Genomic DNA, 23,646 nt, shown 5'->3' with positions numbered 1-23,646 from the left:
GCCACAAGGGCCACGACGGTCCGGATCAGCGCCCGGCGGGCGGCGGCGGTTCGCCGGGCTCGGCGGCGCAGGGCAGCGCACCGGACGCCGGTCCGGCCGGGCGGAGTTCGGCGAGCCGGCCCAGCGTGACCGGGCAGGACAGCGGGCGCCGGTCGGCGGTCGGCTCCTCCCCGGCGAGGGCGGCGACGGCCGGGCCGCACATCCGGCCCTGGCACCAGCCCATGCCCGCCCGGGTGAGGAGCTTGGCCGTACGGGCGTCCCGCGCGCCGAGGTCGCGGACGGCCTCGCGCACCAGCCCGGCCGGCACCTCCTCGCAGCGGCAGACGGGGGTGTCGTCGCGCAGCCAGCCGGTCCAGCCGGCGCCCGGCCGGTGGGCGGCGCCCATGGCGTCGGCGAAGGCCCGCAGCCGCGCGCGGCGGCGGACCAGGGCGGCGGGGACCGGGCGTCCGGCGATCGCGTGGGCGGCGATCTCCCCCTCGGCCAGGGCGAGGTCGGCGCCGCCGATGCCGCCGGTCTCCCCCGCGGACCAGATGCCGGGCACGGACGTGCGCTGGGCGGCGTCCAGGTGCAGGGCGACGGCGCCGTCGGAGGTGCGGCGGGTGGCGCACCCCAGGCCGGTGGCGAGTTCCAGCTGGGGCACCAGCCCGTGGCCCACCGCGAGCGCGTCGCAGGCGATCCGGCGGCCGGTGCCCGGCAGCGGCCGCCAGTCCCGGTCCAGGCGGGCCACCGTGACCGCCTCGACCCGGTCGGTGCCGTGGGCCTCGGTGACGGCGTACCGGCCGAGGAGGCGCACGCGGTGGCGCAGCAGGGCTCCGCCGTACTCGGCTCCCTCGGCGAGTTTGCGGGGGTTGCGCAGCAGGGCGCCGGCCCGCCGGGCGTACCCGGTGTACGCGGCGGCCTCCACCACGGCCGGGACCTCGGCCCCGGCGGCGGCGAGGGACCCGGCCACGGCGAGCAGCAGCGGCCCGCTGCCGGCGACGACGACGCGGCGGCCCGGCAGGACGAGCCCGGCCTTGAGCATGGCCTGCGCCCCGCCGGCCCCGACCACCCCCGGGAGGGTCCAGCCGGGGAAGGGCAGCTGGCGCTCGTATGCGCCGGTGGCGATCAGGACGGCCCGCGCCGGGACGGCCGCGGCGCGCTCCCCGGGGCCGTGGCCGACGACGGCGTGCAGGAGCCAGCCGTCGCCGTCCGGGACCACCGTCCAGACGTGGTGTTCCGCCAGGTGGGCGATGCGGCCCGCCGACGCGTGGGTGCGCAGGGCGGCCTCGCGGGCGGCGAACGCGGCCCAGCCGTGGTGCAGGGCCTCGGGACGGGCGGCGCCGAGGCCGGGGGCGGGATGGCGGTAGAACTGGCCGCCCGGCCGCTCCCCCGCGTCGAGGAGGGCGACGCGCAGGCCGAGCCCGGCGGCGGTGACGGCGGCCGCCAGCCCGGCGGGACCGGCGCCGACGACGGCGAGGTCGACGGGGGCGACGGGGGCGACGGAGGCGGAAGGGGCGTCGGGGGCGGGGGCTGCGCCGGCGGCCCCCGGCACGCCGACAGGTCCGGCCGGGGCGGCGGGCTCAGACGGCGAGGTCGGCATGTCCGGTGCCCTCCTGGGTGGTGACGTCGTCCCCGGGGCGGGCCGGGACGAGGCAGGCGCGCTGGTTGGGGCGGCCGTTGACGGTGACGAGGCAGTCGTAGCAGGACCCGATGCCGCAGAACGCGCCGCGCGGCGCCCCGCCCTCGCGGGTGGTCCGCCAGGCGAGGATGCCGGCGGCCCACAGCACGGCGGCGATGGACTGGCCGGACTGGGCCGGGAGTTCGCGGCCGTCGAAGCGGACGGTGTGCTCCGCGGCCGGGGCGCCGCCGACCAGTGAGCGGGGGCTGCGCATCAGGGGGTCCTCCTCGGGGGGCGGGGCGGCGGCGGGGCCTGGTCGAAGCGGTCGGGGCGGAACGGCCCCCAGGGCAGCGGGGGTTCGGCGCCCGACAGGGCCGCGGCGACCAGCGCGCCGGTGCCGGGGGCCAGGCCGATGCCGGCGCCCTCGTGGCCGCAGGCGTGCAGCAGACCGGGGACGCGGGGGTCCGGCCCGATCGCCGGGAGGTGGTCGGGGAGGTAGGGGCGGAAGCCGTGGTAGGCGCGGAGCACCCGGACGTCCGCCAGTACGGGGAACAGGGCGGCCGCCTGGGCGGCCAGGCGGCGCAGGGCCTCGGTGGACAGGGTGCGGTCGAAACCGACCCGTTCGCGGGTGGCGCCGATCAGCACGGGGCCCGACGGGGTGCCCTCGACCACCGCCGAGGACTGCAGGGCCGCCGAGCCGCTGGCGACGTCCGCGATGTAGTCGGCGGCGTACACCTTGTGCCGCACCACCCGCGGCAGCGGTTCCGTCACCAGGACGAAGCCGCGGCGCGGGAGCACGGGCAGGCTCGTCCCGGCGAGGGCGGCGACCTGCCCGCCCCAGGTGCCCGCGGCGTTGACCACGGCGGGGGCGGCGAGCTCGCGCCGGGACGTGCGGACGCCCCGGACCGCGCCCGAGGCGTCCCGCAGGACCGCGGTGACCTCCTCGCCGAGGTGGAGCTCCGCGCCCGAGGCGGCCAGCAGGCGGGCGGCCGCCTGGGCGGGCTGGACCTGGGCGTCCTGCGGGTAGTGGAACCCGCCCGCGAGACCGGGGGCCAGGTGCGGTTCCAGCTCGCGCAGGGCGCCGGCGTCCACGTCGAGGGCGGTGACCCCGGCGGCCCGCTGCCCCTCGGCGAAGGCACCGAGCGCCTTCAGGGTCCGCTCGTCGGGGGCGACGACCAGGCCGCCCTTGGCCTCGTACTCGACGGATCCGGGGAGCACGGCGGCGAGTTCGCGCCAGAGCCCGGCGGACAGCAGGGCGAGGTCGAGCTCGGGTCCGGCCTCCTTGTCGGAGACGAGCAGGTTGCCCTCGCCCGCGCCGGTGGTGCCGCCCGCGACTGGGCCCCGGTCGACCACGGCCACGCAGAGGCCGGCGCGGGCCGCGTAGTAGGCGCAGGCCGCTCCGACGACGCCGGCGCCGATGACGACGGCGTCCAGGGAGTGTCTCTTGAGCACGGCAGTAATATGTCACATTCTTCTAGGGCTGCCCAGACCGGCCGCACGGTCCCGCGCCCGAGGGGGCGCGGGACCGGTCCGGTGCGCGGCGGCCGCGGGAGGATCAGCTGCGGAGGGGGCCCTCACAGCTGTACGCGGACGAGCCGGCGACCTTGTTGGTCCAGATCTCGACGGGCCCGAAGGAGCAGTTCATGTCGGCGAGGTTGTTGGAGGCCGCGCCCGCCCGGTCCAGGATGAAGTAGTCGACCGTCTCGGACATGTCCTTGAAGTTCTGGTCGTCGCTGCGCCAGTTCTTCAGGTTCGCGGTGATCCGGCCGGTACAGGTGAACCGGCGCTTGCCGGCGTCGCCGTTCTCCACGCAGTCCGGGGTGTTGTAGGTCGCCGTGGCGAACGAGGACTTCACGGAGGCGAGCGCGGCGTCGCGCAGCTGCCCGTTCGGCGTGAAGCTGGTGTTCGGCACGAAGAGCTGGTCGACCTTGGCGATCTGCGCGTCGAGGAAGCGGTCGTAGTCGCGCTGGAGGTAGGTGTCGGCGCCCGTCCGGTGGCGCCAGGCGTCGTACGCGGCGACGTCGTTGTTGCGCAGGTGGGTGTACATCTCGCGCAGCAGCGAGGGCTTCTGGGCCCAGAGGAACTCGAAGAAGGTGCCCGCGTAGCTGTAGAAGCGGAACCCGTCGCCGTCGTAGGTGGCGTTCAGCAGCTGCTCCACCGTCATCCGCGGGCCGCCGCCGGCCGTGTCGCTCATGATGCTCTTGACCAGGGACTTGCGGACGGCGATGCCGTCGTCGCGGGTCGCCCCGTCGAAGAACTCGGCCGTGCCCTCGTCCATGGCGGTCGTGCGGTCGCCCTCGTACCAGGGGCCCTCGCCGAAGAACCCGGGCACCGCGTAGCGGCCGTTGAGGTAGTGCGTGTACTCGTGGCGGAAGAGCTCCTCCAGGGTGAGGGAGGAGTCCTGCGGGACGCGGCGCTGGTAGGTGTAGAACGTGGCGCCGTTCTCGATGTAGATGCCGCCGTTGTTCGTGTCGTAGCCCGTCAGGATCGGGTGGTAGTTCTCGTAGTCGGCGCGCGAGCCGTACAGCACGATGTTCAGCGTGGTGTTGGGGTCGCCGGCCAGCGGCTGGTCGGTGCCGAGGACGCGGTGGTACTGGGCCTTGACCTGCTTGCTCGCGTAGTAGAGCTGGTCCACGGTGGCCCGGTCCAGGCCGGTGCGGACCTTGATGGCGCCGTTGTCGTAGGTGTAGGTGTACGGGAAGATCTGCCGCTCGATGTCCTCCTTGCACACGCCGTACTGCTTGCAGGCCTGGAAGTAGTTGAGCCAGGAGACGACCTTGGCCCAGGGCTGGCTGCCGTTGCCGAAGGCCGTGCGGACGGGCTCCAGCATGGCGCCCAGGTCGGCGGTGACCTGGGCCCGCAGGGCCGGGATCTCGCCGAAGCGCCCGTACTCGCTGATCGCGTCGCGCACCACCCAGGCGTTGGCGGTGCCCTTGAGGTGGACGTAGCCGGCGAAGGCCTTGAAGGCGGCCCGGTAGGCCGGGTCGGCGGCGGCCGCCGCCTGGAACGCCGCGTCCTGGTTGCCCGGGTAGACGCCCAGGTAGTTGACGGAGAGGGCGGCCAGTGCGGCGCCCGCCCAGCCGGCGTCGAGGTGGGTGGCCGGGTGGGCCGGGTCCATGGTGGCCAGGACCTTCTTGATCAGGCCCAGCTGGTGCTGGCGCAGGCCCGGGGCGCTGGCGGCGTAGAGGGCCTCGCGCAGGGTGTTGGCGTTGCTGCGGGTGACGTCGAAGGTGCGGGCGGCGTTGCCGAAGTCGGCGATGGCCCGGCGCATCGCGTCGACGGTCGGTGCGTCGGTGACGTCGATCTCGCCGCGCGAGTAGTCGTGGTAGGCGACGGCGTGCAGGTAGGTGAACATCTCCTCCAGGTGCGAGAAGTTGGAGCCGTCGTGGGCGGCGGACAGGCTGGATATCCGCCGGGAGACGGCTTGGACGTGCGCGTCGGACATGACGGGCGCGAGGCGGGCGTCCCAGGTCCAGATGAGGCCGCGCAGACAGCCGCCGGCGAGGACGGCCTGGTCGCCGAGGAAGTCGGCGAACTGCTCGGGGCCGAGGTTCGTGATCCCGTCGAGGGTGCAGGGGACGGCGACGGCGAGGCCGCGCGTCGTGGGCGCCGCCTGCGCGGCCGCCTTGCGGCTCTTCTCGGTCCGCTCGGCCGCGGCGGGCGCGGGGGTGGCGGCGCCGGGGACCTGGCCGGTGAGCGCCGTACCGCCCGGGGCCGGTGCGGGGGCCGGGGTGTCCTCGCGGGCGTCGGCGAAGCGTTCCACCTCGTCGAAGGGGTTCGGCGCCGCGGTCGCGGGAGCCCCGGAGGAGAACGTGCCGGACACCGGGGAGCCCGCGGCGGCGGGGACCGCCCGGTCGGCGGCCTGGGTCACGGCCTGGCCGGCGGTGGCGAGGAGGGTGACCGCCACGGCGGCGGAGAGGAGGGACGTGCGCACAGCTCTGTGCTGGAACACCAAGGACTCCTGAGGGGAGGGGAGGTGGGGGACGAGGTGCGGTGGTGCGGCGCGGATGGCGCGGAGGAACTGCCCTGCGTCACGCGGCGTTTGACGGGGATTAATCTGCCGCGGTGTGAGCTGTAACATAGTAATGTGAAATTGCACTGACAAGCCCTGTGCGCCCACCAGTTCGCTTCTTCTCGAGGGAGCCCCCGTGACCGACACCCCCTCCGGCACCGCGCACCGCACCCCCTCCGGGGCTCCTCCCGGCCCCGGGCCCCGGCTCAACACCGGCAGCCACGACCTGCCGGTGTCAGCCGAGTTGTCCCGGTTCATGGCGGGGAACTGGGCGGCCTCGCCGCTGCCCGGCTCCGCCCGTGTCCAGGCGTACGACGTCACCCCGGCCCGCCGCGCCCGGCTCTCGGCGCGCTTCCCCGGCGAGCGCCTGATCGTCCCGGCCGGTGAGCTCACGGTCCGCTCCAACGACTGCGACCACCGCTTCCGCCCGCACAGCGCGTACGCCTGGCTGACCGGTCTCACCGGCGAGGACCAGGTGGGGCACGTCCTGGTCATGGAGCCGTCGGGCCCGCACGCGCACGAGGCCGTGCTGTACCTGCGGCCGCGCTCGCCGCGGGCCGGCGGGAACGAGGAGTTCTACCGCGACCGCCGGTACGGGGAGTTCTGGGTGGGCCGCCGGGCGGACCTCGCGGAGGCGGAGCGCCTCACCGGCATCCGCTGCGCCCACCTGGACACCCTGGGCTCCCCGACGGGCCGCGCCCCGGCCACCGACACCGAACTCGCCACCGCGCTCTCGGAGTTGCGCCTGGTGAAGGACGCCTGGGAGGTCGCACAGCTGCAGCTGGCGGTCGACCACACGGCGGCGGGCTTCGAGGACGTCGTACGGGAACTGCCCCGCGCCCTCGCGCACCCGCGCGGGGAGCGGTGGATCGAGGGGGTCTTCGGCCTGCGCGCCCGGGCGGAGGGCAACGGCACGGGTTACGACACCATCGCGGCCTCCGGCGCCCACGCCTGCGTGCTGCACTGGATCCGCAACGACGGCCGGCTCGACCGCGACGAACTGCTGCTCCTGGACGCGGGCGTGGAGACGGACACCCTGTACACCGCCGACATCACCCGCACCCTCCCGCTGTCGGGCCGCTTCTCCTCCGTCCAGCGGCAGGTGTACGAGGTGGTCCTGGCCGCCCAGGAGGCGGGCATGGCGGCGCTGCGGCCGGGCGCGAGCTTCCGCGACTTCCACCGGGCCGGCATGCGGGTGATCGCGGAGGGCCTGGCCCAGTGGGGCGTCCTCAAGCACGCCGAGGGCGACCTGCACCGGCGCTACACCCTGTGCAGCAGCGGCCACATGCTCGGCCTGGACGTGCACGACTGCGCGCAGGCGCGGGCGGACACCTACCTCGACGGCGTGCTGGAGGAGGGCCAGGTCCTGACGGTGGAACCGGGGCTGTACCTCCAGCCGGACGACGAGACGCTCCCGCCGGAGCTGCGCGGCATCGGCGTCCGCATCGAGGACGACCTGGTCGTCACGGCGAACGGGGCCCGCCTGATGTCGGGCGCGCTGCCGCGCACGGTGGCGGGCATCGAGGAGTGGATGGGCCGCCTCCTGGACGCCGCCCGCTGATCCGGGCCGCCCGCCGGGCGGGGCGGGGCCGAGCGCCGGGCCGAACGGGCGGGCCGGGCAGGGCCGATCGGCCGGGCCGAGCCGAACGGGCGGGCCGCCGGGTCCGCCCGGCGGTCCGCGCCGTCCGTCAGGGCAGGACCGCGACCCCGTCGAGTTCGACCAGCGCCTCTTCGTCCCAGAGGCGGACCACGCCGACGAGGGCCATCGCCGGGTAGTCGCGGCCCGCCAGCCGGCGCCACACCCGGCCCAGTTCGGCCGCGTGGGTCCGGTACGCCGCCACGTCCGTGGCGTACACCGTCACCCGGGCCAGGTCCGCCGGGGCCCCGCCCGCCGCGGCGAGGGCGGCGAGGAGGTTGGCCAGCGCGCACTCGAACTGCTCCGGCAGGGTCGCGCCCACGACCGTGCCGGCGGCGTCGAGCGCGGTCTGGCCGGCCAGGAACACCAGCCGGGAGCCGGTCGCCGTCACGGCGTGCGAGAAGCCCGTCGGCGGCGACAGCTCGGCCGGGTTGATCCGCTCCAGGCTCATCGCGCGACCGCCTCCCCGGCCGGCGGCACCGGACCCGACGGCGCCCGCACCGGGTCGGCGGGCGGACCGGCGGGCCCGGCGCCCCGCTGCGCCGCCGCGTGGTCGCGGTACAGCTCCTTCGCGATGATCGTGCGCTGCACCTCGCTGGCCCCCTCGTAGATCCGCGGCGCCCGCACCTCCCGGTAGAGGTGTTCCAGCAGGTGGCCCCGGCGCAGGGCGACCGCCCCGTGCAGCTGCACCGCGTGGTCGACCACGTACTGGGCCGTCTCGGTGGCCAGCAGCTTCGCCATCGCCGCCCGGCGCGGCACGTCCGGGGAGCCCCGGTCGTGGGCGCCGGCCGCCGCGTACACCAGCAGCCGGGCCGCTTCCGTGCGGGTGGCCATCTCCGCCACGCGGTGCGCCACCGCCTGGAGGTCGCCCAGCACCCCGCCGAAGGCGGTCCGGCCCGCCGTGTGCGCGAGCGTCGCGTCGAGGGCGGCCCGGGCCATGCCCACCGCGAACGCGCCGACGCTCGGCCGGAACAGGTTCAGGGTGTCCATCGCGACCCGGAACCCCTGTCCCGGCGGGCCGAGCAGGTCCTCGGGGCCGACCGGGACCCCGTCGAAGGACAGCGAGCCGATGGGGTGCGGGGACAGCATGTCCAGGGCCTCGCCACCGAGGCCGGGGCGGTCCGCGGGGACCAGGAAGGCCGACACCCCCTTCGCGCCCGGCGCCTCACCCGTACGGGCGAACACGGTGTAGAAATCCGCCTCCGGGGCGTTCGAGATCCAGCACTTCTCGCCGCGCAGCCGCCAGCCCGCCCCGTCGGGCACCGCCGCCAGCGCCAGCGCCGCCGCGTCCGAGCCCGCCCCCGGCTCGCTCAGCGCGAAGGCGGCCACCGCCCGGCCGGCCCGCACCCGCGGCAGCCAGCGCTCCCGCTGCGCCGCACTGCCGGACCGGAGCACCGGGTGGGCGCCGAGCCCCTGCAGGGCCAGCGCCGTCTCGGCCTCCGTGCAGCCGTACGCGAGGGACTCGCGCAGCAGGCACAGGTCGAGCGCGCCCGAGGTGAACACCCGCTCCAGCAGGCCCAGCTCCCCCAGTTCCGCCAGGAGCGGGCGGTTGACCCGGCCAGGCTCCCCCTTCGCGGCGAGCGGCCCGAGCCGCTCGGCCGCCAGGGTGCGCACGTGCGCGCACCACTCCTCCTGGTCCACCCCGAGCGCGAATCCGGTCATTCGAACATCCCCGCATCTATCGCGTCCTGTTGACTGTCGTCACCATCACGATACGCTCCAGAAGCACCTTCCAGCAGTGGCCGGGAGGGCGCCGCACGGCCGGCTCCACCCACCCCGGACCGTCGCAAGGGGGCGAACCCGCTGTGGACCTCAACCCATCCGCGCACGCCGACACCTTCGCCCGCGACCACCTGCCCCCCGCGGGCAGCTGGCCGCACCTCGTCTTCGAGCTGCCCGAGCTGGTCTATCCGGACCGCCTGAACTGCGCGGCCGAGCTGCTCGACACCACCATCACCCGGTTCGGCCCCGACCGCCCGGCCTTCCGCAGCGGCTCCGGGGAGGTGTGGACGTACGGCGGACTGCGCGAGCGGGTGGACCGGCTCGCCCACGTGCTCACGGCCGACCTCGGGGTCGTCCCCGGCAACCGGGTGCTCCTGCGCGGCCCCACCGGCCCCTGGCTCGCCGCCTGCTGGCTCGCGGTGGTCAAGGCGGGGGCGGTCGCGGTCACTGTGCTGCCCCAGCAGCGGGCGCAGGAGCTGGCCACGGTCTGCGCGCTGGCCCGGGTGGGGCACGCCCTGTGCCACGCCGACGTCATGGAGGACCTGACCCGGGCCGACGTGCCGGGGCTGCGGATCACCCCGTACGGGGGCGACGGCCCTGACGACCTGCTGCGCCGCGCCGAGCGGTACGAGGGGGCGCCCTTCGCGGCCGTGGAGACCTCCGCCGACGACGTCGCCCTGATCGCGTTCACCTCCGGCACCACCGGGCGCCCCAAGGGCTGCATGCACTTCCACCGCGACGTGCTCTCGGTGGCCGACACCTTCTCCCGCAGCGTGCTGCGGCCCCGGCCGGACGACGTGTTCGCGGGCAGTCCGCCGCTCGGGTTCACCTTCGGCCTCGGCGGGCTGGTCGTCTTCCCGCTGCGCGCGGGCGCCTGCGCGCTGCTGCTGGAGGAGGCGGGGCCGCGGCACCTGCTGCCCGCGCTCGCCGAGCACCGGGTGACGGTGCTGTTCACCGCCCCCACCGCGTACCGGGCGATGCTGGACGCGCTGGGACCGTACGACGTGGGCGCGCACGACCTGTCCGCGCTGCGCCGCTGCGTGTCGGCCGGGGAGAACCTGCCCGCCGCCACCTGGCAGGCCTGGCTGGAGCGGACCGGGCTGCGGATCATCAACGGCATCGGGGCGACCGAGCTGCTGCACATCTTCATCTCGGCCGCCGACGAGGACATCCGCCCCGGTACCACCGGCCGGGTGGTACCGGGCTGGCAGGCCCGGGTGGTGGACCGCTCGGGGCGGCCGGTCGCCGACGACGAGCCCGGGCTGCTGGCCGTACGGGGCCCGGTGGGCTGCCGCTACCTCGCCGATCCGCGGCAGGCGGACTACGTCCAGGGCGGGTGGAACCTGACCGGCGACACCTACGTGCGCGACGCGGAGGGCTACTTCCGGTACGTCGCCCGCGCCGACGACATGATCATCTCGTCCGGTTACAACATCGCCGGACCGGAGGTCGAGGAGGCCCTGCTGCGCCACCCGGACGTGGCGGAGGCGGCGGTGGTCGGCCGTCCCGACGAGCGGCGCGGCCAGATCGTGGTGGCGTACGCGGTCGCCCGCCCGGGCGCGGTGCTGTCCGAGGAGGCGCTGCGGACCTTCATGCGGGCCGAGCTGGCCCCGCACAAGTGCCCGCGCGTCTTCGTCTTCCTGCCCGCGCTACCGCGGACGGCGACGGGGAAGCTGCAACGCTTCCGGCTGCGCGATCTAGAGTGAACCCGTGGTCGAGCAGCACACCCCGCGATCCTTGATCGTCACGTTCTACGGTGCCTACGGGCGGGCCTTCGAGGGCCCGGTCCCGGTGTCCGCGCTGATCCGCCTGCTGGGCGCGGCCGGCGTGGACGCCCCGTCGGTCCGCTCGTCGGTGTCCCGGCTGAAGCGGCGCGGCCTCCTGCTGCCCGCGCGCGCGGCGGACGGCTCGGCGGCGTACGAGCTGTCCGCCGAGGCGCGGCAGCTGCTGGACGACGGCGACCGGCGGATCTACGGCAGCCCGCGGCCCTCCGACGAGTGGCTGGTGGCGGTCTTCTCCGTGCCGGAGCAGGAGCGGCACAAGCGGCACCTGTTGCGCTCGCGGCTGGCCCGGCTCGGGTTCGGGACGGTGGCGCCGGGGGTGTGGATCGCCCCGGCGGGACTCGCGGAGGAGACCGGCCACATGCTGGACCGGCTGGGCCTGACCCCGTACGTGGAACTGTTCCGCGGCGCGCACCTCGGCTTCGCGCCGACCGCCGAGGCGGTGGCCCGCTGGTGGGACCTGGCGGCCCTGGCCAAGCAGCACGAGGAGTTCCTCGACCTGCACGAGCCCGCGCTGCGCGCCCTGCAGTCGGGTCCGGAGCCGACCCCGGAGGAGGCCTACCGGGGCTACCTCCTCGCCCTGGACACCTGGCGCCACCTCCCGTACGCCGATCCCGGGCTGCCCCGCGAGCTGCTCCCGGCGGACTGGCCGGGCGACCGGGCGGCGGCCGTCTTCGCGGAACTGCACGCGCGGCTGCGGGACTCCGGCGGGCGGTTCGCCGGGCCGTGAGGGCGGGGCCGGGCGGGTCCGGGCCGGTCCGGCCGGGTGCGGAGGCGCAAAATCACGGTGCGGCGGACCGCGCCGGCGGGTGACGATGGCCCATGACCTGGACCTTCACCTCCGACCTGACGGCCTACCTGGCCGCGGCGGGCCCCGCCCTGGCCGCGCGTCCCGTGCCGAACTCCCTGCTGCTGACCACCGCCGACGCGCTGGAGCGGCGCGGTCCGCACGCCTACGGCCGCGCCGATCCGCTCTTCGGCTGGTGGACCGGCCCCGACGGAACCGTCGCCGCGGGCCTGCTGTGCACCCCGCCGCACCCGCTGCTGCTCGGGGCGCTGCCCGCCGAGGCGGTCCGGGCACTGGCCGGCGCCCTGGCCACCGAGCCGCTGCTCGCGGGGATCAGCGGGTTCAACGCCCGGCGGCCCGACGCGGACGCGCTCGCCGGGGCCTGGGGGCGCGCGGCCCGCGTGGCCGGGGAGAACCGCCTGTACCGGCTGGCCGGGCTGATCGCCCCGGATCCCGCCCCGACCGGGCGGGCCCGGACCGCCGAGGAGGCCGATCTGCCGCTGCTGCTGGAGTGGACCGCGGCGTTCGACCGGGAGGTGGGGGCGCCGGGCAGCGCCTCCGAGGCCGCGCTGCGCGACCGGATCGCGTACGGCGGCATCCGGCTCTGGGAGCGCGCGGGCGCCCCGGTCGCGCTGGCCTCGTTCTCCCAGCCCATCGGCGGGACCTCGCGGGTCGGGCCGGTCTACACGCTGCCGGAGGCCCGGGGCCGGGGGTACGCCGCCGGGGTCACCCACGCCGTGAGCGAGGCGGCGTACGCGGCCGGCGCCGCCGAGGTCCTGCTCTTCACCGACCTGGCCAACCCCACGAGCAACGGCGTCTACCTGCGCCTGGGTTACGCCCCGGTCGAGGACCGCGCGGTGGTCGTGGCGGCCTGACGACCTCCGCCGGCAGCTCCCGGAGCCGTCCCGCGCCGGGTCAGCCGCGCCCCGTGGGCGGGGGCCGGCTGCCCGCGCGGTAGGGGGCGGGCCAGGGGGCGGCCGGGCCCTCGTAGCCCTGTTCGGCGGCGGCGTGCAGGGTCCAGTGCGGGTCGTACAGGTGGGGGCGGCCCAGCGCGCAGAGGTCGGCGCGTCCGGCCAGGAGCAGGGAGTTCACGTCGTCCCAGGAGGAGATGGCGCCGACCGCGATGACGGGGACGCCCAGCGCGTTGCGGATCCGGTCGGCGTAGGGGGTCTGGTACGAGCGTCCGTACTCGGGGCTCTCGTCCGCGACCACCTGACCGGTCGACACGTCGACGGCGTCCGCGCCGTGCTCGGCGAACGCGGCCGCGATCCGGACCGCGTCCTCGGCGGTGGTGCCGCCCGGGGCCCAGTCGGTGGCCGAGAGCCGGACCGTCATCGGGCGGTCCGCGGGCCAGACGGCGCGGACCGCGTCGAAGACCTCCAGGGGGAAGCGCAGCCGGTTCTCCAGGGAGCCGCCGTAGGCGTCCGTGCGGTGGTTGGTCAGCGGCGAGAGGAACCCGGAGAGCAGGTATCCGTGGGCGCAGTGCAGCTCCAGCAGGTCGAAGCCGCAGTCCGCGGCCCGGACGGCGGCCGCCGCGAACTCGGAGCGGACGGAGGCGAGTCCGGCGGCGTCCAGGGCCCGCGGGACGGCTGATACGCCGGGCCGGTAGGGCAGGGCGGAGGCGGCGACGAGGGGCCAGTTGCCCTCCGGGAGCGGGTCGTCCATGCCCTCCCACATCACCCGGGTCGAGCCCTTGCGGCCACAGTGGCCGAGCTGGACGCCCAGCGCGGTGCCGGGCGCGGAGGTGTGGACGAAGGCGGTGATCCGCTTCCAGGCGTCGGCCTGTTCCCGCGTGTACAGCCCGGCGCAGCCGGGGGTGATCCGGCCTTCGGCGCTGACGCAGACCATCTCCGTCATCACCAGGCCGGCGCCGCCGAGCGCCCGCGCGCCCAGGTGGACGAGGTGGAAGTCCCCGGGCACGCCGTCCCGGGACGCGTACACGTCCATCGGTGAGACGACGACCCGGTTGCGCAGGGTCAGGCCGCGCAGGGTGAACGGGGTGAACATCGGGGGCGTCCGCCCGTGCCCGGCCTCCTCGTCGGGGCAGCCGAAGTCGCGTTCCACGCCGCGGGTGAAGCGTTCGTCGCGCAGCCGCAGGTTGTCGTGGGTGACGCGGCGGCTGCGGGTGAGCAGGTTGAAGGCGAACTGGCGGGCGGGCTGGCCGGTGCAGCCGGTGATCTCCTCGAACCAGCGCATGCTGGCCGCCGCCGCGCGCTGGGTGCTGGCCACCGCCGGGCGGCGCGCCGCCTCGTACGCCGCGAGCGCGGCGGGCACGTCCACCGCGTCGTCGTCCCCGGTGGCGGCGACCGCTTCGGCGACGGCTCCGGCGAGGGCGACGGCGTCCTCCACGGCGAGCTTGGTGCCGGAGCCGATGGAGAAGTGCGCGGTGTGCGCCGCGTCGCCGAGCAGGGCCGTGGTGCCGTGCGACCAGCGGGTGTTGGTGACCGTACGGAACCGGGTCCACGCCGACCGGTTGCCGTACAGCGGCCTTCCCCGCAGGGCCTCGCTGAAGATCTTGGCGCAGCGGGCGGCCGACTCGGCCTCGTCGCAGAGGTCGAAGCCGGCCGCGCGCCACACCTCCTCCCGCATCTCCACGATCACGGTGGAGGCGCCGAGCGGGCCCTGCGGGCCGGCCGGCAGGACCGGGGCGCCGCCGGGCGCCGCCGGGCGGGCGTACGGGTAGGCGTGCAGCTGCATGACGCCGTGTTCGGTCTCCGCGATCTCGAAGCGGAAGGCGTCGAGGGCGAAGTCGGCGGCGAGCCAGATGTACCGGCAGCGCCCCTCGGTCACGGTCGGCCCGAAGTGCGCGGCCCCGTGCTCGCGGATCGCGCTGCGCACCCCGTCCGCCGCGACCACCAGGTCGTACGCGGCGGTGAGCGCCGCCGGCGCCGGGGCCGGCGTACGGAAGCGGAGCCGGACGCCGAGACCGGCGCAGCGCTCGTGCAGGATCTCCAGGAGCCGGCGGCGTCCGAGGGCGGCGAAACCGTGGCCGCCGGAGGTGAGGATCCGTCCCCGGTGCACGACGTCCACGTCGTCCCAGCGCACGAACTCGGCGCTCAGGGCCGCGTAGACCACCGTGTCGGCCTGCTCGATGCCGCCCAGGGTCTCGTCGGAGAGCACCACGCCGAAGCCGAAGGCGTCCTCGGGCGCGCCCCGTTCCCAGACCTCCACGGCGTGGCCCTGCCGGGCCAGCAGCGCGGCGGCGTAGAGCCCTCCCGGTCCCCCGCCGACGACGGCCACCCGCAGGGCGTGCGCGGACATCCGGCTACCTGCCCTTCCACTGCGGCGGCCGCTTCCCGGTGAAGGCCGCGTGGAACTCCGCGTAGTCCTGCCCGTGCATCAGCAGGGCCTGGGTGTTGGCGTCCAGCTCCACGGACGCGGCGAGCGGCATGTCGAGCTCGGCGGTGAGCAGCGCCTTGGTCTGCGCGTGGGCGAGGGCGGGCCCGGCGGCCAGGTGGGCGGCCAGTTCCGCGGCCCGTACGTGGGCCTTGCCCTCCTCGGTGAGCTCGCTCAGCAGGCCGATCCGCTCGGCCTCGGCGGCGCGTACGGGTTCTCCGAGCATCAGCAGCCGGGTGGCGTGGCCGAGGCCGACGACGCGGGGCAGCAGGTAGGCGGCGCCCATGTCGCCGCCGGACAGGCCGACGCGGGTGAAGAGGAACGCGAAGCGGGCGGTGGGGTCGGCGATGCGGAAGTCGGCGGCGAGGGCGAGGACGGCTCCGGCTCCGGCGGCGACCCCGTGGACGGCGGCGATCACCGGGAAGGGGCATTCCCGGATGGCGCGGACCACCTGGCCGGTCATCCTGTTGAAGTCGAGGAGCTGGGCGGTGTCCATGGCGAGGGTGGCGCCGATGATCTCGTCCACGTCGCCGCCGGAGCAGAAGCCGCGGCCCTCTCCGCCGAGCACCAGGGCGCGGACGGAGCGCTCGCGGGACAGTTCGGCCAGCAGGTCCCGGAGGTCGGCGTAGGCGCCGAAGGTGAGGGCGTTGAGCTTCTCGGGGCGGTCGAAGGTGACGGTGGCCACGCCGTCCTGCCGGGTCACCCGGAGGTGGCGCCACCGTTCGGTCGCTGTCGTGGAACCGGTGAAGGGGCTCACACGGACGACGGTATCACCGGATCGTGACTGCCGTCACGAAAGCGCGACAGGAGGAAGGATCGCCGCGCGGTGCCGGAGGTCCCGCCCGGCCGTGACGCTGGTCCCCCGGCGCTTGCGCCGGGGTGCCCTACGCTTCACCGTTTCGACTTCGTATGGTTGAAAGCGGGCCCATCTCTTCGTGGGGAGCGGGCCCCTCCCCCACGTGCCCCGACCCCACGGAACGGACGGACCTGCCGTGCCCGACCCCTCCGCCTGGCGGATCGCCCTGCCCCACACGCCGGCGGCCGTACCCCTCGCCCGCGCCCTCGTGCGCACCGCGCTGGCGGACGTCGAGGCGCCCTCGGCCGACAGCGGCACGGCGGAGCTGCTGACCGCGGAAATGGTCGCCAACGCCGTGGAGCACACTGCGGCCGGGGCCGCGATCGAGCTGGTCGTGGAGCTGCTGGCGGGCGGCTGCCGGGTCGAGGTGCACGACGGGGACCCGCGGCCGCCCGGCGACCTGACGGCCCGGCCGGACGACGACCACCCCGACCCGTGGCAGGAGCACGGCCGTGGACTGCTGCTGATCCGCACCCTGAGCTCGGCCTGCGGCCACCGGCGCACCGAGCACGGGAAGGCGGTGTGGTTCATCCTCGCGGCGCGGCCGGCCGGGCCCCGGCCCGGAACGGCGTGACGGATTCGGCGCGGACCGCGCGGACGGACCCCGCGCGGACCGGTCCCGGCGCCGGAATCCCGGCCCCGCGGGGCCGGGCATGACTATGCGGGTACCGCCGGGGGCCCGGCGAGCGTGGCGACGAGCACGGCCTTGATGGTGTGCAGCCGGTTCTCCGCCTCGTCGAAGACGACGGAGTGCGCCGACTCGAACACCTCGTCCGTGACCTCCAGGGAGTCGAGCCCGTGGCGCTCCAGGACCCCCCGGCCGACCTCGGTGTCGAGGTCGTGGAAGGCCGGCAGGCAGTGCAGGAACCTCACGTCCGGGTTCCCGGTGGCGCGCAGCACGTCCATGGTGACGGCGTACGGGGACAGGTCGGCGATCCGCTCGTCCCAGACCTCCTTGGGCTCGCCCATGGAGACCCACACGTCGGTCGCGACGAAGTCGGCCTGCACCACGCCCTCGGCGACGTCCTCGGTCAGGGTGATCCGCGCGCCGCTGGCGGCGGCGAGCTCCCGGGCCCGGGCGACGACGGACGCGGCGGGCCAGTAGGCCTCGGGGGCGACGATGCGGACGTCCATGCCCAGCAGCGCGCCGGTGACGAGGTAGGAGTTGCCCATGTTGAAGCGGGCGTCGCCGAGGTAGGCGAAGGCGATCCGCTCCAGCGGCTTGTCGCTGTGCTCGGTCATGGTCAGGACGTCGGCCAGCATCTGGGTGGGGTGCCAGTCGTCGGTGAGGCCGTTGAAGACGGGCACGCCGGAGTGCTCGGCCAGCTCCTCGACGGCCCGCTGGCTGTCGCCGCGGTACTCGATCCCGTCGAACATCCGGCCCAGGACGCGGGCCGTGTCCTTGACCGACTCCTTGTGGCCCATCTGGGATCCGGACGGGTCCAGGTAGGTGGTGTGGGCACCCTGGTCGGCCGCGGCGACCTCGAAGGCGCAGCGGGTGCGCGTGGAGGTCTTCTCGAAGATCAGGGCGATGTTCCTGCCCCGGAGCAGGCGCTCCTCGCGGCCGGCCCTCTTGGCCGCCTTGAGCGCGGCGGCCAGCTCGACCAGGCCGCGGAACTCGGCGGCGGTGAAGTCGAGCTCCTTGAGGAAACTGCGGCCGACGAGGTCGGTGGCCATGGCGTCGCTCCAGCGTCACGGTGACAGGTAATGCTGGAAGTCTATACGATGCTCCGTATTGATATACATACCGGGGCGGCCCTCGGACGGCGGCCCTCAGACGGCGTCCCTCTCCACCGGACAGCTCATGCAGCGCGGCCCGCCGCGGCCCCTGCCCAGCTCGCTCCCGGGGATCTCGATCACCTCGATGCCCTGCTTGCGCAGGTGCGTGTTGGTCGTCACGTTCCGCTCGTACGCGACCACCACCCCGGGCTCCACGGCCAGCACGTTGCACCCGTCGTCCCACTGCTCCCGCTGCGCGGAGTGCACGTCCTGCGTCGCGGTCAGCACCCGGATCGCGTCCAGGCCGAGCGCCGCCGCGATGGCCCGGTGCATGTGCTCCGGCGGATGGTCGGTCACCTTCAGCTCGTGCGCCTCCGCGCCCGGCTCGATCGTGTAGGAGCGCAGCATGCCCAGCCCCCCGTACTGAGTGAACGTATCTCCGTCGACCATCGTCATGACCGTGTCCAGGTGCATGAAGGCCCGCCGCTTCGGCATGTCGAGGGCCACGATCGTCGTCGCCGAGCCGGCGGCGAACAGGCCGCGCGCCAGCATCTCCACGGCCTGCGGGGTGGTCCGCTCGCTCATGCCGATGAGCACCGCGCCGTTGCCGATGACGAGCACGTCCCCGCCCTCGATCGTCGAGGGGTAGTCCGCCTGGCCCTGCGACCAGTAGTGGAAGGCGCCGGAGGAGGTGAAGAGCGGGTGGTGCCGGTAGATCGCCTCGAAGTGCACCGTCTCGCGCTGCCGGGCCGGCCAGCGCATCGCGTTGATCGACACCCCGTCGTAGATCCAGGCCGAGGTGTCCCGGGTGAACAGGTGATTGGGCAGCGGCCCCAGCAGGAAGTCGTCCGGCTCCATGGCGTGGAAGCGCACCGACACCGGCTCGGGGTGCCGCTCCAGGAACTCCCGCTTCGTCATCCCGCCGACCAGGGCCTCCGTCAGTTCGGCCGAGCCGAGCCCGTCGTAGGCCGCGCGCAGGTGGTCGGTGGCGAGCGGGCCGTACTCCTTCTCGTCGAAGACCCGGTCGAGGACGAGGTGCCTCGCCTCGGGGATCTCCAGCGCCTCGGTCAGCAGGTCGCCGAAGAGGTGGACCTCGACGCCCCGGTCGCGCAGGACGTCGGCGAACCCGTCGTGCTCCTGGCGGGCCCGGCGCACCCACAGCACGTCGTCGAAGAGGAGCGCGTCCTTGTTGCCCGGTGTGAGCCGCTTCAGCTCCAGGTCCGGCCGGTGGAGGATGACGCGGCGCAGCCGCCCGGTCTCGGAGTCGACATGGAATCCCATGCGGTACACGTTCCCAGACCGGGCGGCGTTCTCACGTGGCGTCCGCCACGCCGTCTCAGCGCAGGCCGAGAAGGGCGGCCGGAGCGCCGGTCAACTCCGGCGCGATGAGGCCCAGTTTGGGCGTCGTCAGGTTCGGCAGCCCGAAGTTGGATCCGTCCGGCATCGTCAGCGGGGAGCCGACGACCGCACCCGGGGTGCGGGTGCGCAGGGTGGTGGCCGGCGAGCCCAGGGAGCCCTCGCCGTCCGTCTCCGGCGTGCCCAGCAGGTTGGGCACCGGCGAGGCGACGAGCGTGTCGCCCAGCTCGGCTCCGATCGGGACGGTCGGGAGCAGTGGGGTCGGGAGCATGTCGCCCGTGTGGTGGCGGGGGACGTCGGGCGCTCCGACGACCGGGACCGGAACCCCGGTCGCCACGCGCGGGGCGTCCACTCCGAGGGACGTCTCGACGGCTTCCAACGGGACACCGACCGGGACCGAGTCGGCCACGGCCGGGGTGGCCGCGCCGGCCGCGGCCAGACAGGTCATGAGCGCCGCAATGCTTCCGCGCGCGGTCATCTTCATAAGTGACGTTCCGTCCTTCCAGGTTCGCGGACATTCCGCTGCCCTGGATGAACGATCCCGCCGGTGGTATTCCCGGAGTTCTCCGCGAAAGTTCCCCCATACGACCTAATTCGCGGCCGTACGGGGGGCCTTGCTTTACGGCACGTGCCTCACGGAGCGGCGACCCGTCGGCGGTGGTCCCGGGCGGCGCGGTCAGAGCCGGGGGTCGACCGGCTCCGACTCCAGCGCGAGCACCGCGAAGACCGCCTCGTGAACCCGCCACAGCGGCTCCTGCGCGGCCAGCCGGTCCAGTGCCTCCAGCCCCAGCGCGTACTCGCGCAGGGCGAGCGACCGCTTGTGGCCGAGGGACCGGTCGCGCAGCCGCTCCAGGTGGTCGGGGCGGGTGTACTCCGGACCGTAGATGATCCGCAGGTACTCCCGCCCGCGCACCTTGACGCCGGGCTGCACCAGCCGGCCCTTGCCGTCCCGGGCGTAGGCCTGGAGCGGCTTGACGACCATGCCCTCGCCGCCGGCGGCCGTCAGCTCCAGCCACCAGTCGGTGCCGGCCCGTACGGACTCCTCGTCGCCGGTGTCCACCAGGATCCGGCCGGTGCGGCGCAGCAGCCCGGTGCCGGACGCCTCGTCGGCGGCGACGAGCCGGTCGAGCCAGAACAGCTGCTCGTCGTGGGGCACGGCCGCCAGCGAGCGCCCGGCCGCGGCCAGCAGCTGGAACGGCGCGAACCGTACGCCGTCCAGTCCGTCCGTGGGCCAGCAGTAGCGGCGGTAGGCCTCGGTGAAGGCCGCCGCGTCCGTGGACCGGTCGCGCTGGCGGGCCAGCAGCGCTCCGGTGTCGACGCCGCGGGCGGCCGCCGCCTCCAGTGCGCCGAGGGCGCCGGGGAAGACGTGGCGGGCGGCCGCGCCCACGGCGGCGTACTGGTGGCGGAGCAGGCCGGCGGACTTCAGGGACCAGGGCAGGAGCTCCCCGTCGAGGAGCAGCCAGTCAGTGTCCAGCTCCTCCCAGAGACCCGCGTCGGTGACCGCCGAGCGGATCCGGTCCAGGACCTCCTCGGTGACCTCGGGGTCGTGGAAGAAGGCCCGCCCGGTCCGGGTGTAGACGGATCCGGTCGGCCCGTCCACGCCGAAGCGCTCGCGGGCGGCGGCCGCGTCCCGGCACACCAGGACGGTGGCCCGCGAGCCCATGTGCTTCTCCTCGCACACCACCTGGACGATGCCGTCCTTGCGGTACTGCGCGAAGGCCTCCGCCGGGTGCTCCAGGTGGCCGTCCTCGCGGGAGGCTGCCGTCGGCGCCATGGTCGGCGGCAGGTAGGGCACCAGCCGGGGGTCCACCGCGAAGCGGCTCATGACCTCCAGGGCGGCGGCCGCGTTCTCCTCGCGGACGGTGACGTTGCCCAGGTGCCGGGTCTCCACGATCCGGCGGCCGTGGACGTCGGCGAGGTCCAGCGGCCGTCCGTCGTGTCCGCCCGGCGCCTCGGCGGCGAGCGGCCTGACCGGCTCGTACCAGACCTTCTCGGCCGGTACGTCGACCAGTTCGCGCTCGGGCCAGCGCAGGGCTGTCATCCGTCCGCCGAACACGGCGCCGGTGTCGAGGCAGATGGTGTTGTTGATCCACGTGGTGTCCGGGACCGGGGTGTGGCCGTAGACGACGGCGGCCTTGCCGCGGTAGTCCTCGGCCCACGGGTAGCGCACGGGCAGGCCGAACTCGTCGGTCTCGCCGGTGGTCTCCCCGTACAGCGCGTGCGAGCGGACCCGGCCGGAGGTGCGGCCGTGGTACTTCTCGGGCAGACCGGCGTGGCAGACGACCAGCCTGCCGCCGTCGAGCACGTAGTGGCTGACGAGGCCGCGGATGAAATCGCGCACCTCGCCGACGAACTCCTCGGACTCGCCTTCCAGCTGCTCGATCGTCTCGGCCAGGCCGTGGGTCCGCTGGACCTTGGAGCCCTTCAGGTGGCGGCCGAGCTTGTTCTCGTGGTTGCCCGGTACGCACAGGGCGTTGCCGGACCGGACCATGCCCATGACCCGGCGCAGGACGCCCGGGCTGTCCGGTCCGCGGTCGACGAGGTCGCCGACGAACACGGCGGTGCGGCCCGCGGGGTGGACGCCGTCCTCGTAGCCCAGCTTCGCGAGGAGGGTCTCCAGCTCGGAGGAGCAGCCGTGGATGTCGCCGACGATGTCGAAGGGACCGCTGAGGTGCGTGAGGTCGTTGAACCGCTTCTCCAGGACGACCTCGGCGCGCTCGGCCTCCTCGACGGTGCGCAGGACGTGCACCTTGCGGAAGCCCTCGCGCTCCAGGCCGCGCAGCGAGCGGCGCAGGTCCCGGCGGTGTCGCTGGATGACGGCGCGCGGCAGGCCGGCCCGGTCGGGGCGGGCCGCGTTGCGCTCGGCGCAGACCTGCTCGGGCAGGTCGAGGACGATGGCGATGGGCAGCACGTCGTGCTCGCGGGCGAGCTGGACCAGCTGCCGGCGGGCGTCGGCCTGGACGCTGGTGGCGTCCACGACGGTGAGGCGGCCGGCGGCGAGGCGCTTGCCGGCGATGTAGTGCAGGACCTCGAAGGCGTCCTTGCTGGCGCTCTGGTCGTTCTCGTCGTCCGCGACCAGGCCCCGGCAATAGTCGGAGGAGATGACCTCGGTGGGCTTGAAGTGCTTGCGGGCGAACGTGGACTTGCCCGATCCGGTGGCCCCGATCAGGACGACGAGGGACAGGTCGGTGACCGGAAGGACGCGGTGCTGCCGGTCGGTCTCCGTGGCGGTGGTGGTCGTGGTGGTGGTCATGCGGCCTCGCCCTCCTTCGGGGTGCCGGTGGTCGCGGTGGTGCCGGTGGCGTCGGCACCCGGGGTGGTGCCGGCGGCGGTCGTGGCGTCGGTGGCGGCGTCGGTGTCGGTGGTGGCGTCGGTGTCGGCCCGGGTGAAGACGCCCATCTGGGTCGGCGGCCCCACCTCGGGGTCGTCGTCGCCGACGGGGACGAACTCGACCCCGTACCCGTGCCGGCGCGCCACCTCGTGCGCCCAGGCCCGGAACTCCTCCCGGGTCCACTCGAAGCGGTGGTCGCCGTGCCGGACGTGCCCGGCGGGCAGGGTCTCCCAGCGGACGTTGTACTCGACGTTCGGAGTGGTCACGAGGACCGTGCGCGGCCGGGCCGAGCCGAAGACCGCGTACTCCAGGGCGGGCAGCCGGGGCAGGTCCAGGTGCTCGATCACCTCGCTGAGCACGGCCGCGTCGTAGCCGGCCAGCCGCTTGTCGGTGTACGCGAGCGACCCCTGGAGCAGCCGGACGCGGGAGCTCTGCCGCTCCCCCATCCGCTCCAGCCGCAGCCGCTTCGCGGCGAGGTGCAGCGCCCGCATGGACACGTCCACCCCGACGATCTCGGTGTACGCCGGGTCCTTGAGCAGGGCCTGGACCAGCTGTCCCTGTCCGCAGCCGAGGTCCAGCACCCGCTGGGCGCCGGCGCCGCGCAGTGCGGCGAGGAGGGCCTCGCGGCGCAGCACGGCGAGCGGGACGGGCCGCTCCTCGGTGTCCCGGTCCTCGTCGACGGCGTTGTCGAGCTCCTCGACCTCGCTGCCGTCGGACTCGGCGAGCCGGACCAGTTCCAGGCGCTGCAGGGCGTCCCGGGTCAGGCCCTTGTGCCGCGCCAGGTAGCGCGAGCTGATCAGGCCGTTCTCGGGGTGGGCGGCGAGCCAGCCCTCCCCGGCGCGCAGCAGTTTGTCGACCTCGTCCTGGGAGATCCAGTAGTGCTTGGCGTCGTCCAGGACCGGCAGCAGGACGTACAGCTGCCGCAGGGCGTCCGCGAGCCTGAGCTCCCCCTCCAGTACGAGCCGTACGTACCGGGAGTCCCCCCACTCGGGGAACCGCTCGTCGAGCGGCAGGGGCTCCGCCCGTACGAGGTCCCAGCCGAGCGGCTCGAACAGCCGGTGCACGAGCCCGGCGCCGCCGCGCGCCGGCAGCACCGGGATCTCGACCCGCAGCGGGCGCGTCTGCTCCGGCAGCTCGGGGCGGGCGGTGCACTGGCCCGCCAGCGCGCTGCGGAACACGCCGCTGAGCGCGACGGCGAGCAGCGAGGACGCGGCGTACGGGCGGTCGTTGACGTACTGCGCGAGCGCGGCGTCGGGCGCCCCGCCCCGGCCCTTGCCCTGGCCGCGCCGCACGAGTGCGACGGGGTCCACCTCCAGCAGCAGGGCCGCCGTGCACCGTTCGGCCGTGGCCTCGGGGTAGAACACGTGGGCGGTGCCGTGGGAGGTGGAGAACTCCTGCGCCTTGCCGGGATGCTTGTGCAGCAGGTAGCCCAGGTCGGTGGCGGGACGTTCGGGGGAGCCGGTGGTGGAGATCGTCAGGAACACACGACCGAGTATTGACCGCGCGCCCGCCC

Annotated in this window: 18 protein-coding genes; 5 read left to right on the top strand and 13 right to left on the bottom strand. The window is 75.0% G+C overall.

Translation table 11 applies throughout. The features are described 5' to 3' along the window. Positions 1 to 25: 25 nt before the first annotated feature. The 4 genes from ACZ6S8_RS03375 to ACZ6S8_RS03360 form a co-directional block, all read right to left on the bottom strand. Positions 26 to 1,579: an FAD/NAD(P)-dependent oxidoreductase gene (locus ACZ6S8_RS03375; protein WP_469452020.1), complete on the bottom strand. Its 1,554-nt coding sequence runs from the start codon at positions 1,577 to 1,579 to the stop codon at positions 26 to 28. Next, positions 1,560 to 1,871 (bottom strand): (2Fe-2S)-binding protein, encoded by a 312-nt coding sequence (locus ACZ6S8_RS03370; protein ID WP_469452018.1) that lies wholly within the window; start codon positions 1,869 to 1,871, stop codon positions 1,560 to 1,562. Before ACZ6S8_RS03370 ends, ACZ6S8_RS03375 begins: the two co-directional genes overlap by 20 nt. Then, positions 1,871 to 3,049, bottom strand: coding sequence for an NAD(P)/FAD-dependent oxidoreductase (locus ACZ6S8_RS03365; RefSeq protein WP_469452016.1), 1,179 nt, complete (start codon positions 3,047 to 3,049; stop codon positions 1,871 to 1,873). The genes ACZ6S8_RS03370 and ACZ6S8_RS03365 overlap by 1 nt, the downstream gene beginning before the upstream one ends. A gap of 103 nt (positions 3,050 to 3,152) precedes the next feature. Beyond that, positions 3,153 to 5,549 (bottom strand): collagenase, encoded by a 2,397-nt coding sequence (locus ACZ6S8_RS03360; RefSeq protein WP_469452014.1) that lies wholly within the window; start codon positions 5,547 to 5,549, stop codon positions 3,153 to 3,155. Positions 5,550 to 5,835: 286 nt separating this feature from the next. Between ACZ6S8_RS03360 and ACZ6S8_RS03355 the strand changes: the two genes are divergently transcribed. Continuing rightward, the gene (locus ACZ6S8_RS03355) at positions 5,836 to 7,170 is read left to right on the top strand and encodes an aminopeptidase P family protein (RefSeq protein WP_469452761.1); all 1,335 of its coding nucleotides are present in this window, start codon (positions 5,836 to 5,838) and stop codon (positions 7,168 to 7,170) included. 127 nt (positions 7,171 to 7,297) lie between these two features. Here ACZ6S8_RS03355 and ACZ6S8_RS03350 read toward each other — a convergent pair whose 3' ends face one another. After that, the gene (locus ACZ6S8_RS03350; RefSeq protein ID WP_469452012.1) at positions 7,298 to 7,696 is read right to left on the bottom strand and encodes a RidA family protein; all 399 of its coding nucleotides are present in this window, start codon (positions 7,694 to 7,696) and stop codon (positions 7,298 to 7,300) included. Further along, positions 7,693 to 8,907 carry an acyl-CoA dehydrogenase family protein gene (locus ACZ6S8_RS03345; RefSeq protein WP_469452010.1) on the bottom strand — a complete coding sequence of 405 codons (1,215 nt, stop codon included), beginning with the start codon at positions 8,905 to 8,907 and terminating at the stop codon, positions 7,693 to 7,695. The genes ACZ6S8_RS03350 and ACZ6S8_RS03345 overlap by 4 nt, the downstream gene beginning before the upstream one ends. A 143-nt stretch (positions 8,908 to 9,050) precedes the next feature. Between ACZ6S8_RS03345 and ACZ6S8_RS03340 the strand changes: the two genes are divergently transcribed. The 3 genes from ACZ6S8_RS03340 to ACZ6S8_RS03330 all read left to right on the top strand — a co-directional run bounded on the left by ACZ6S8_RS03340 (position 9,051) and on the right by ACZ6S8_RS03330 (position 12,410). Then, complete coding sequence (locus ACZ6S8_RS03340) at positions 9,051 to 10,673, top strand: AMP-binding protein (RefSeq protein WP_469452008.1); 1,623 nt, start codon at positions 9,051 to 9,053, stop codon at positions 10,671 to 10,673. Between the two features lie 4 nt (positions 10,674 to 10,677). Further along, positions 10,678 to 11,478, top strand: coding sequence for a PaaX family transcriptional regulator (locus ACZ6S8_RS03335; RefSeq protein WP_469452007.1), 801 nt, complete (start codon positions 10,678 to 10,680; stop codon positions 11,476 to 11,478). 92 nt (positions 11,479 to 11,570) lie between these two features. Next, a complete protein-coding gene (locus ACZ6S8_RS03330) occupies positions 11,571 to 12,410 on the top strand; it encodes a GNAT family N-acetyltransferase (protein WP_469452005.1) in 840 nt (279 codons plus the stop codon). Between the two features lie 40 nt (positions 12,411 to 12,450). Here ACZ6S8_RS03330 and ACZ6S8_RS03325 read toward each other — a convergent pair whose 3' ends face one another. Both ACZ6S8_RS03325 and ACZ6S8_RS03320 read right to left on the bottom strand, forming a co-directional pair. Next, positions 12,451 to 14,796, bottom strand: a complete 2,346-nt coding sequence (locus ACZ6S8_RS03325) for a bifunctional salicylyl-CoA 5-hydroxylase/oxidoreductase (protein ID WP_469452003.1) — start codon at positions 14,794 to 14,796, stop codon at positions 12,451 to 12,453. 4 nt (positions 14,797 to 14,800) lie between these two features. Then, positions 14,801 to 15,628: an enoyl-CoA hydratase family protein gene (locus ACZ6S8_RS03320; protein ID WP_469452001.1), complete on the bottom strand. Its 828-nt coding sequence runs from the start codon at positions 15,626 to 15,628 to the stop codon at positions 14,801 to 14,803. A 235-nt stretch (positions 15,629 to 15,863) separates the two neighbouring features. Here ACZ6S8_RS03320 and ACZ6S8_RS03315 point away from each other — a divergent pair, with 235 nt between their 5' ends. After that, positions 15,864 to 16,301: an ATP-binding protein gene (locus ACZ6S8_RS03315; RefSeq protein ID WP_469452000.1), complete on the top strand. Its 438-nt coding sequence runs from the start codon at positions 15,864 to 15,866 to the stop codon at positions 16,299 to 16,301. A gap of 83 nt (positions 16,302 to 16,384) precedes the next feature. Here ACZ6S8_RS03315 and argF read toward each other — a convergent pair whose 3' ends face one another. The 5 genes from argF to ACZ6S8_RS03290 all read right to left on the bottom strand — a co-directional run bounded on the left by argF (position 16,385) and on the right by ACZ6S8_RS03290 (position 23,617). Continuing rightward, on the bottom strand, positions 16,385 to 17,404 hold the full coding sequence (gene argF, locus ACZ6S8_RS03310; RefSeq protein ID WP_469451998.1) for an ornithine carbamoyltransferase: 1,020 nt from the start codon (positions 17,402 to 17,404) through the stop codon (positions 16,385 to 16,387). Between the two features lie 96 nt (positions 17,405 to 17,500). Beyond that, on the bottom strand, positions 17,501 to 18,727 hold the full coding sequence (locus ACZ6S8_RS03305; RefSeq protein WP_469451996.1) for an arginine deiminase: 1,227 nt from the start codon (positions 18,725 to 18,727) through the stop codon (positions 17,501 to 17,503). A 55-nt stretch (positions 18,728 to 18,782) separates the two neighbouring features. Then, the gene (locus ACZ6S8_RS03300) at positions 18,783 to 19,286 is read right to left on the bottom strand and encodes a hypothetical protein (protein ID WP_469451994.1); all 504 of its coding nucleotides are present in this window, start codon (positions 19,284 to 19,286) and stop codon (positions 18,783 to 18,785) included. Positions 19,287 to 19,478: 192 nt separating this feature from the next. Then, complete coding sequence (locus ACZ6S8_RS03295; protein WP_469451992.1) at positions 19,479 to 22,055, bottom strand: polynucleotide kinase-phosphatase; 2,577 nt, start codon at positions 22,053 to 22,055, stop codon at positions 19,479 to 19,481. Further along, positions 22,052 to 23,617: a 3' terminal RNA ribose 2'-O-methyltransferase Hen1 gene (locus ACZ6S8_RS03290; RefSeq protein ID WP_469451990.1), complete on the bottom strand. Its 1,566-nt coding sequence runs from the start codon at positions 23,615 to 23,617 to the stop codon at positions 22,052 to 22,054. The genes ACZ6S8_RS03295 and ACZ6S8_RS03290 overlap by 4 nt, the downstream gene beginning before the upstream one ends. Positions 23,618 to 23,646 lie beyond the last annotated feature (29 nt).

It is taken from the genome of Streptomyces sp. NPDC048461 (assembly GCF_055587105.1).
Note: the sequence above shows the minus strand (reverse complement) of the source record. Positions and strands in the feature narration are given on the sequence as shown.

Excerpts from the sequence above, each read along its gene's own strand:
- ACZ6S8_RS03375 (WP_469452020.1), bottom strand. The coding sequence starts at position 1,579 with ATGCCGACCTCGCCGTCTGAGCCCGCCGCCCCGGCCGGACCTGTCGGC.
- ACZ6S8_RS03370 (WP_469452018.1), bottom strand. The coding sequence starts at position 1,871 with ATGCGCAGCCCCCGCTCACTGGTCGGCGGCGCCCCGGCCGCGGAGCAC.
- ACZ6S8_RS03350 (WP_469452012.1), bottom strand. The coding sequence starts at position 7,696 with ATGAGCCTGGAGCGGATCAACCCGGCCGAGCTGTCGCCGCCGACGGGC.
- ACZ6S8_RS03345 (WP_469452010.1), bottom strand. The coding sequence starts at position 8,907 with ATGACCGGATTCGCGCTCGGGGTGGACCAGGAGGAGTGGTGCGCGCAC.
- ACZ6S8_RS03330 (WP_469452005.1), top strand. The coding sequence starts at position 11,571 with ATGACCTGGACCTTCACCTCCGACCTGACGGCCTACCTGGCCGCGGCG.
- ACZ6S8_RS03325 (WP_469452003.1), bottom strand. The coding sequence starts at position 14,796 with ATGTCCGCGCACGCCCTGCGGGTGGCCGTCGTCGGCGGGGGACCGGGA.
- argF (WP_469451998.1), bottom strand. The coding sequence starts at position 17,404 with ATGGCCACCGACCTCGTCGGCCGCAGTTTCCTCAAGGAGCTCGACTTC.
- ACZ6S8_RS03305 (WP_469451996.1), bottom strand. The coding sequence starts at position 18,727 with ATGGGATTCCATGTCGACTCCGAGACCGGGCGGCTGCGCCGCGTCATC.
- ACZ6S8_RS03300 (WP_469451994.1), bottom strand. The coding sequence starts at position 19,286 with ATGAAGATGACCGCGCGCGGAAGCATTGCGGCGCTCATGACCTGTCTG.
- ACZ6S8_RS03295 (WP_469451992.1), bottom strand. The coding sequence starts at position 22,055 with ATGACCACCACCACGACCACCACCGCCACGGAGACCGACCGGCAGCAC.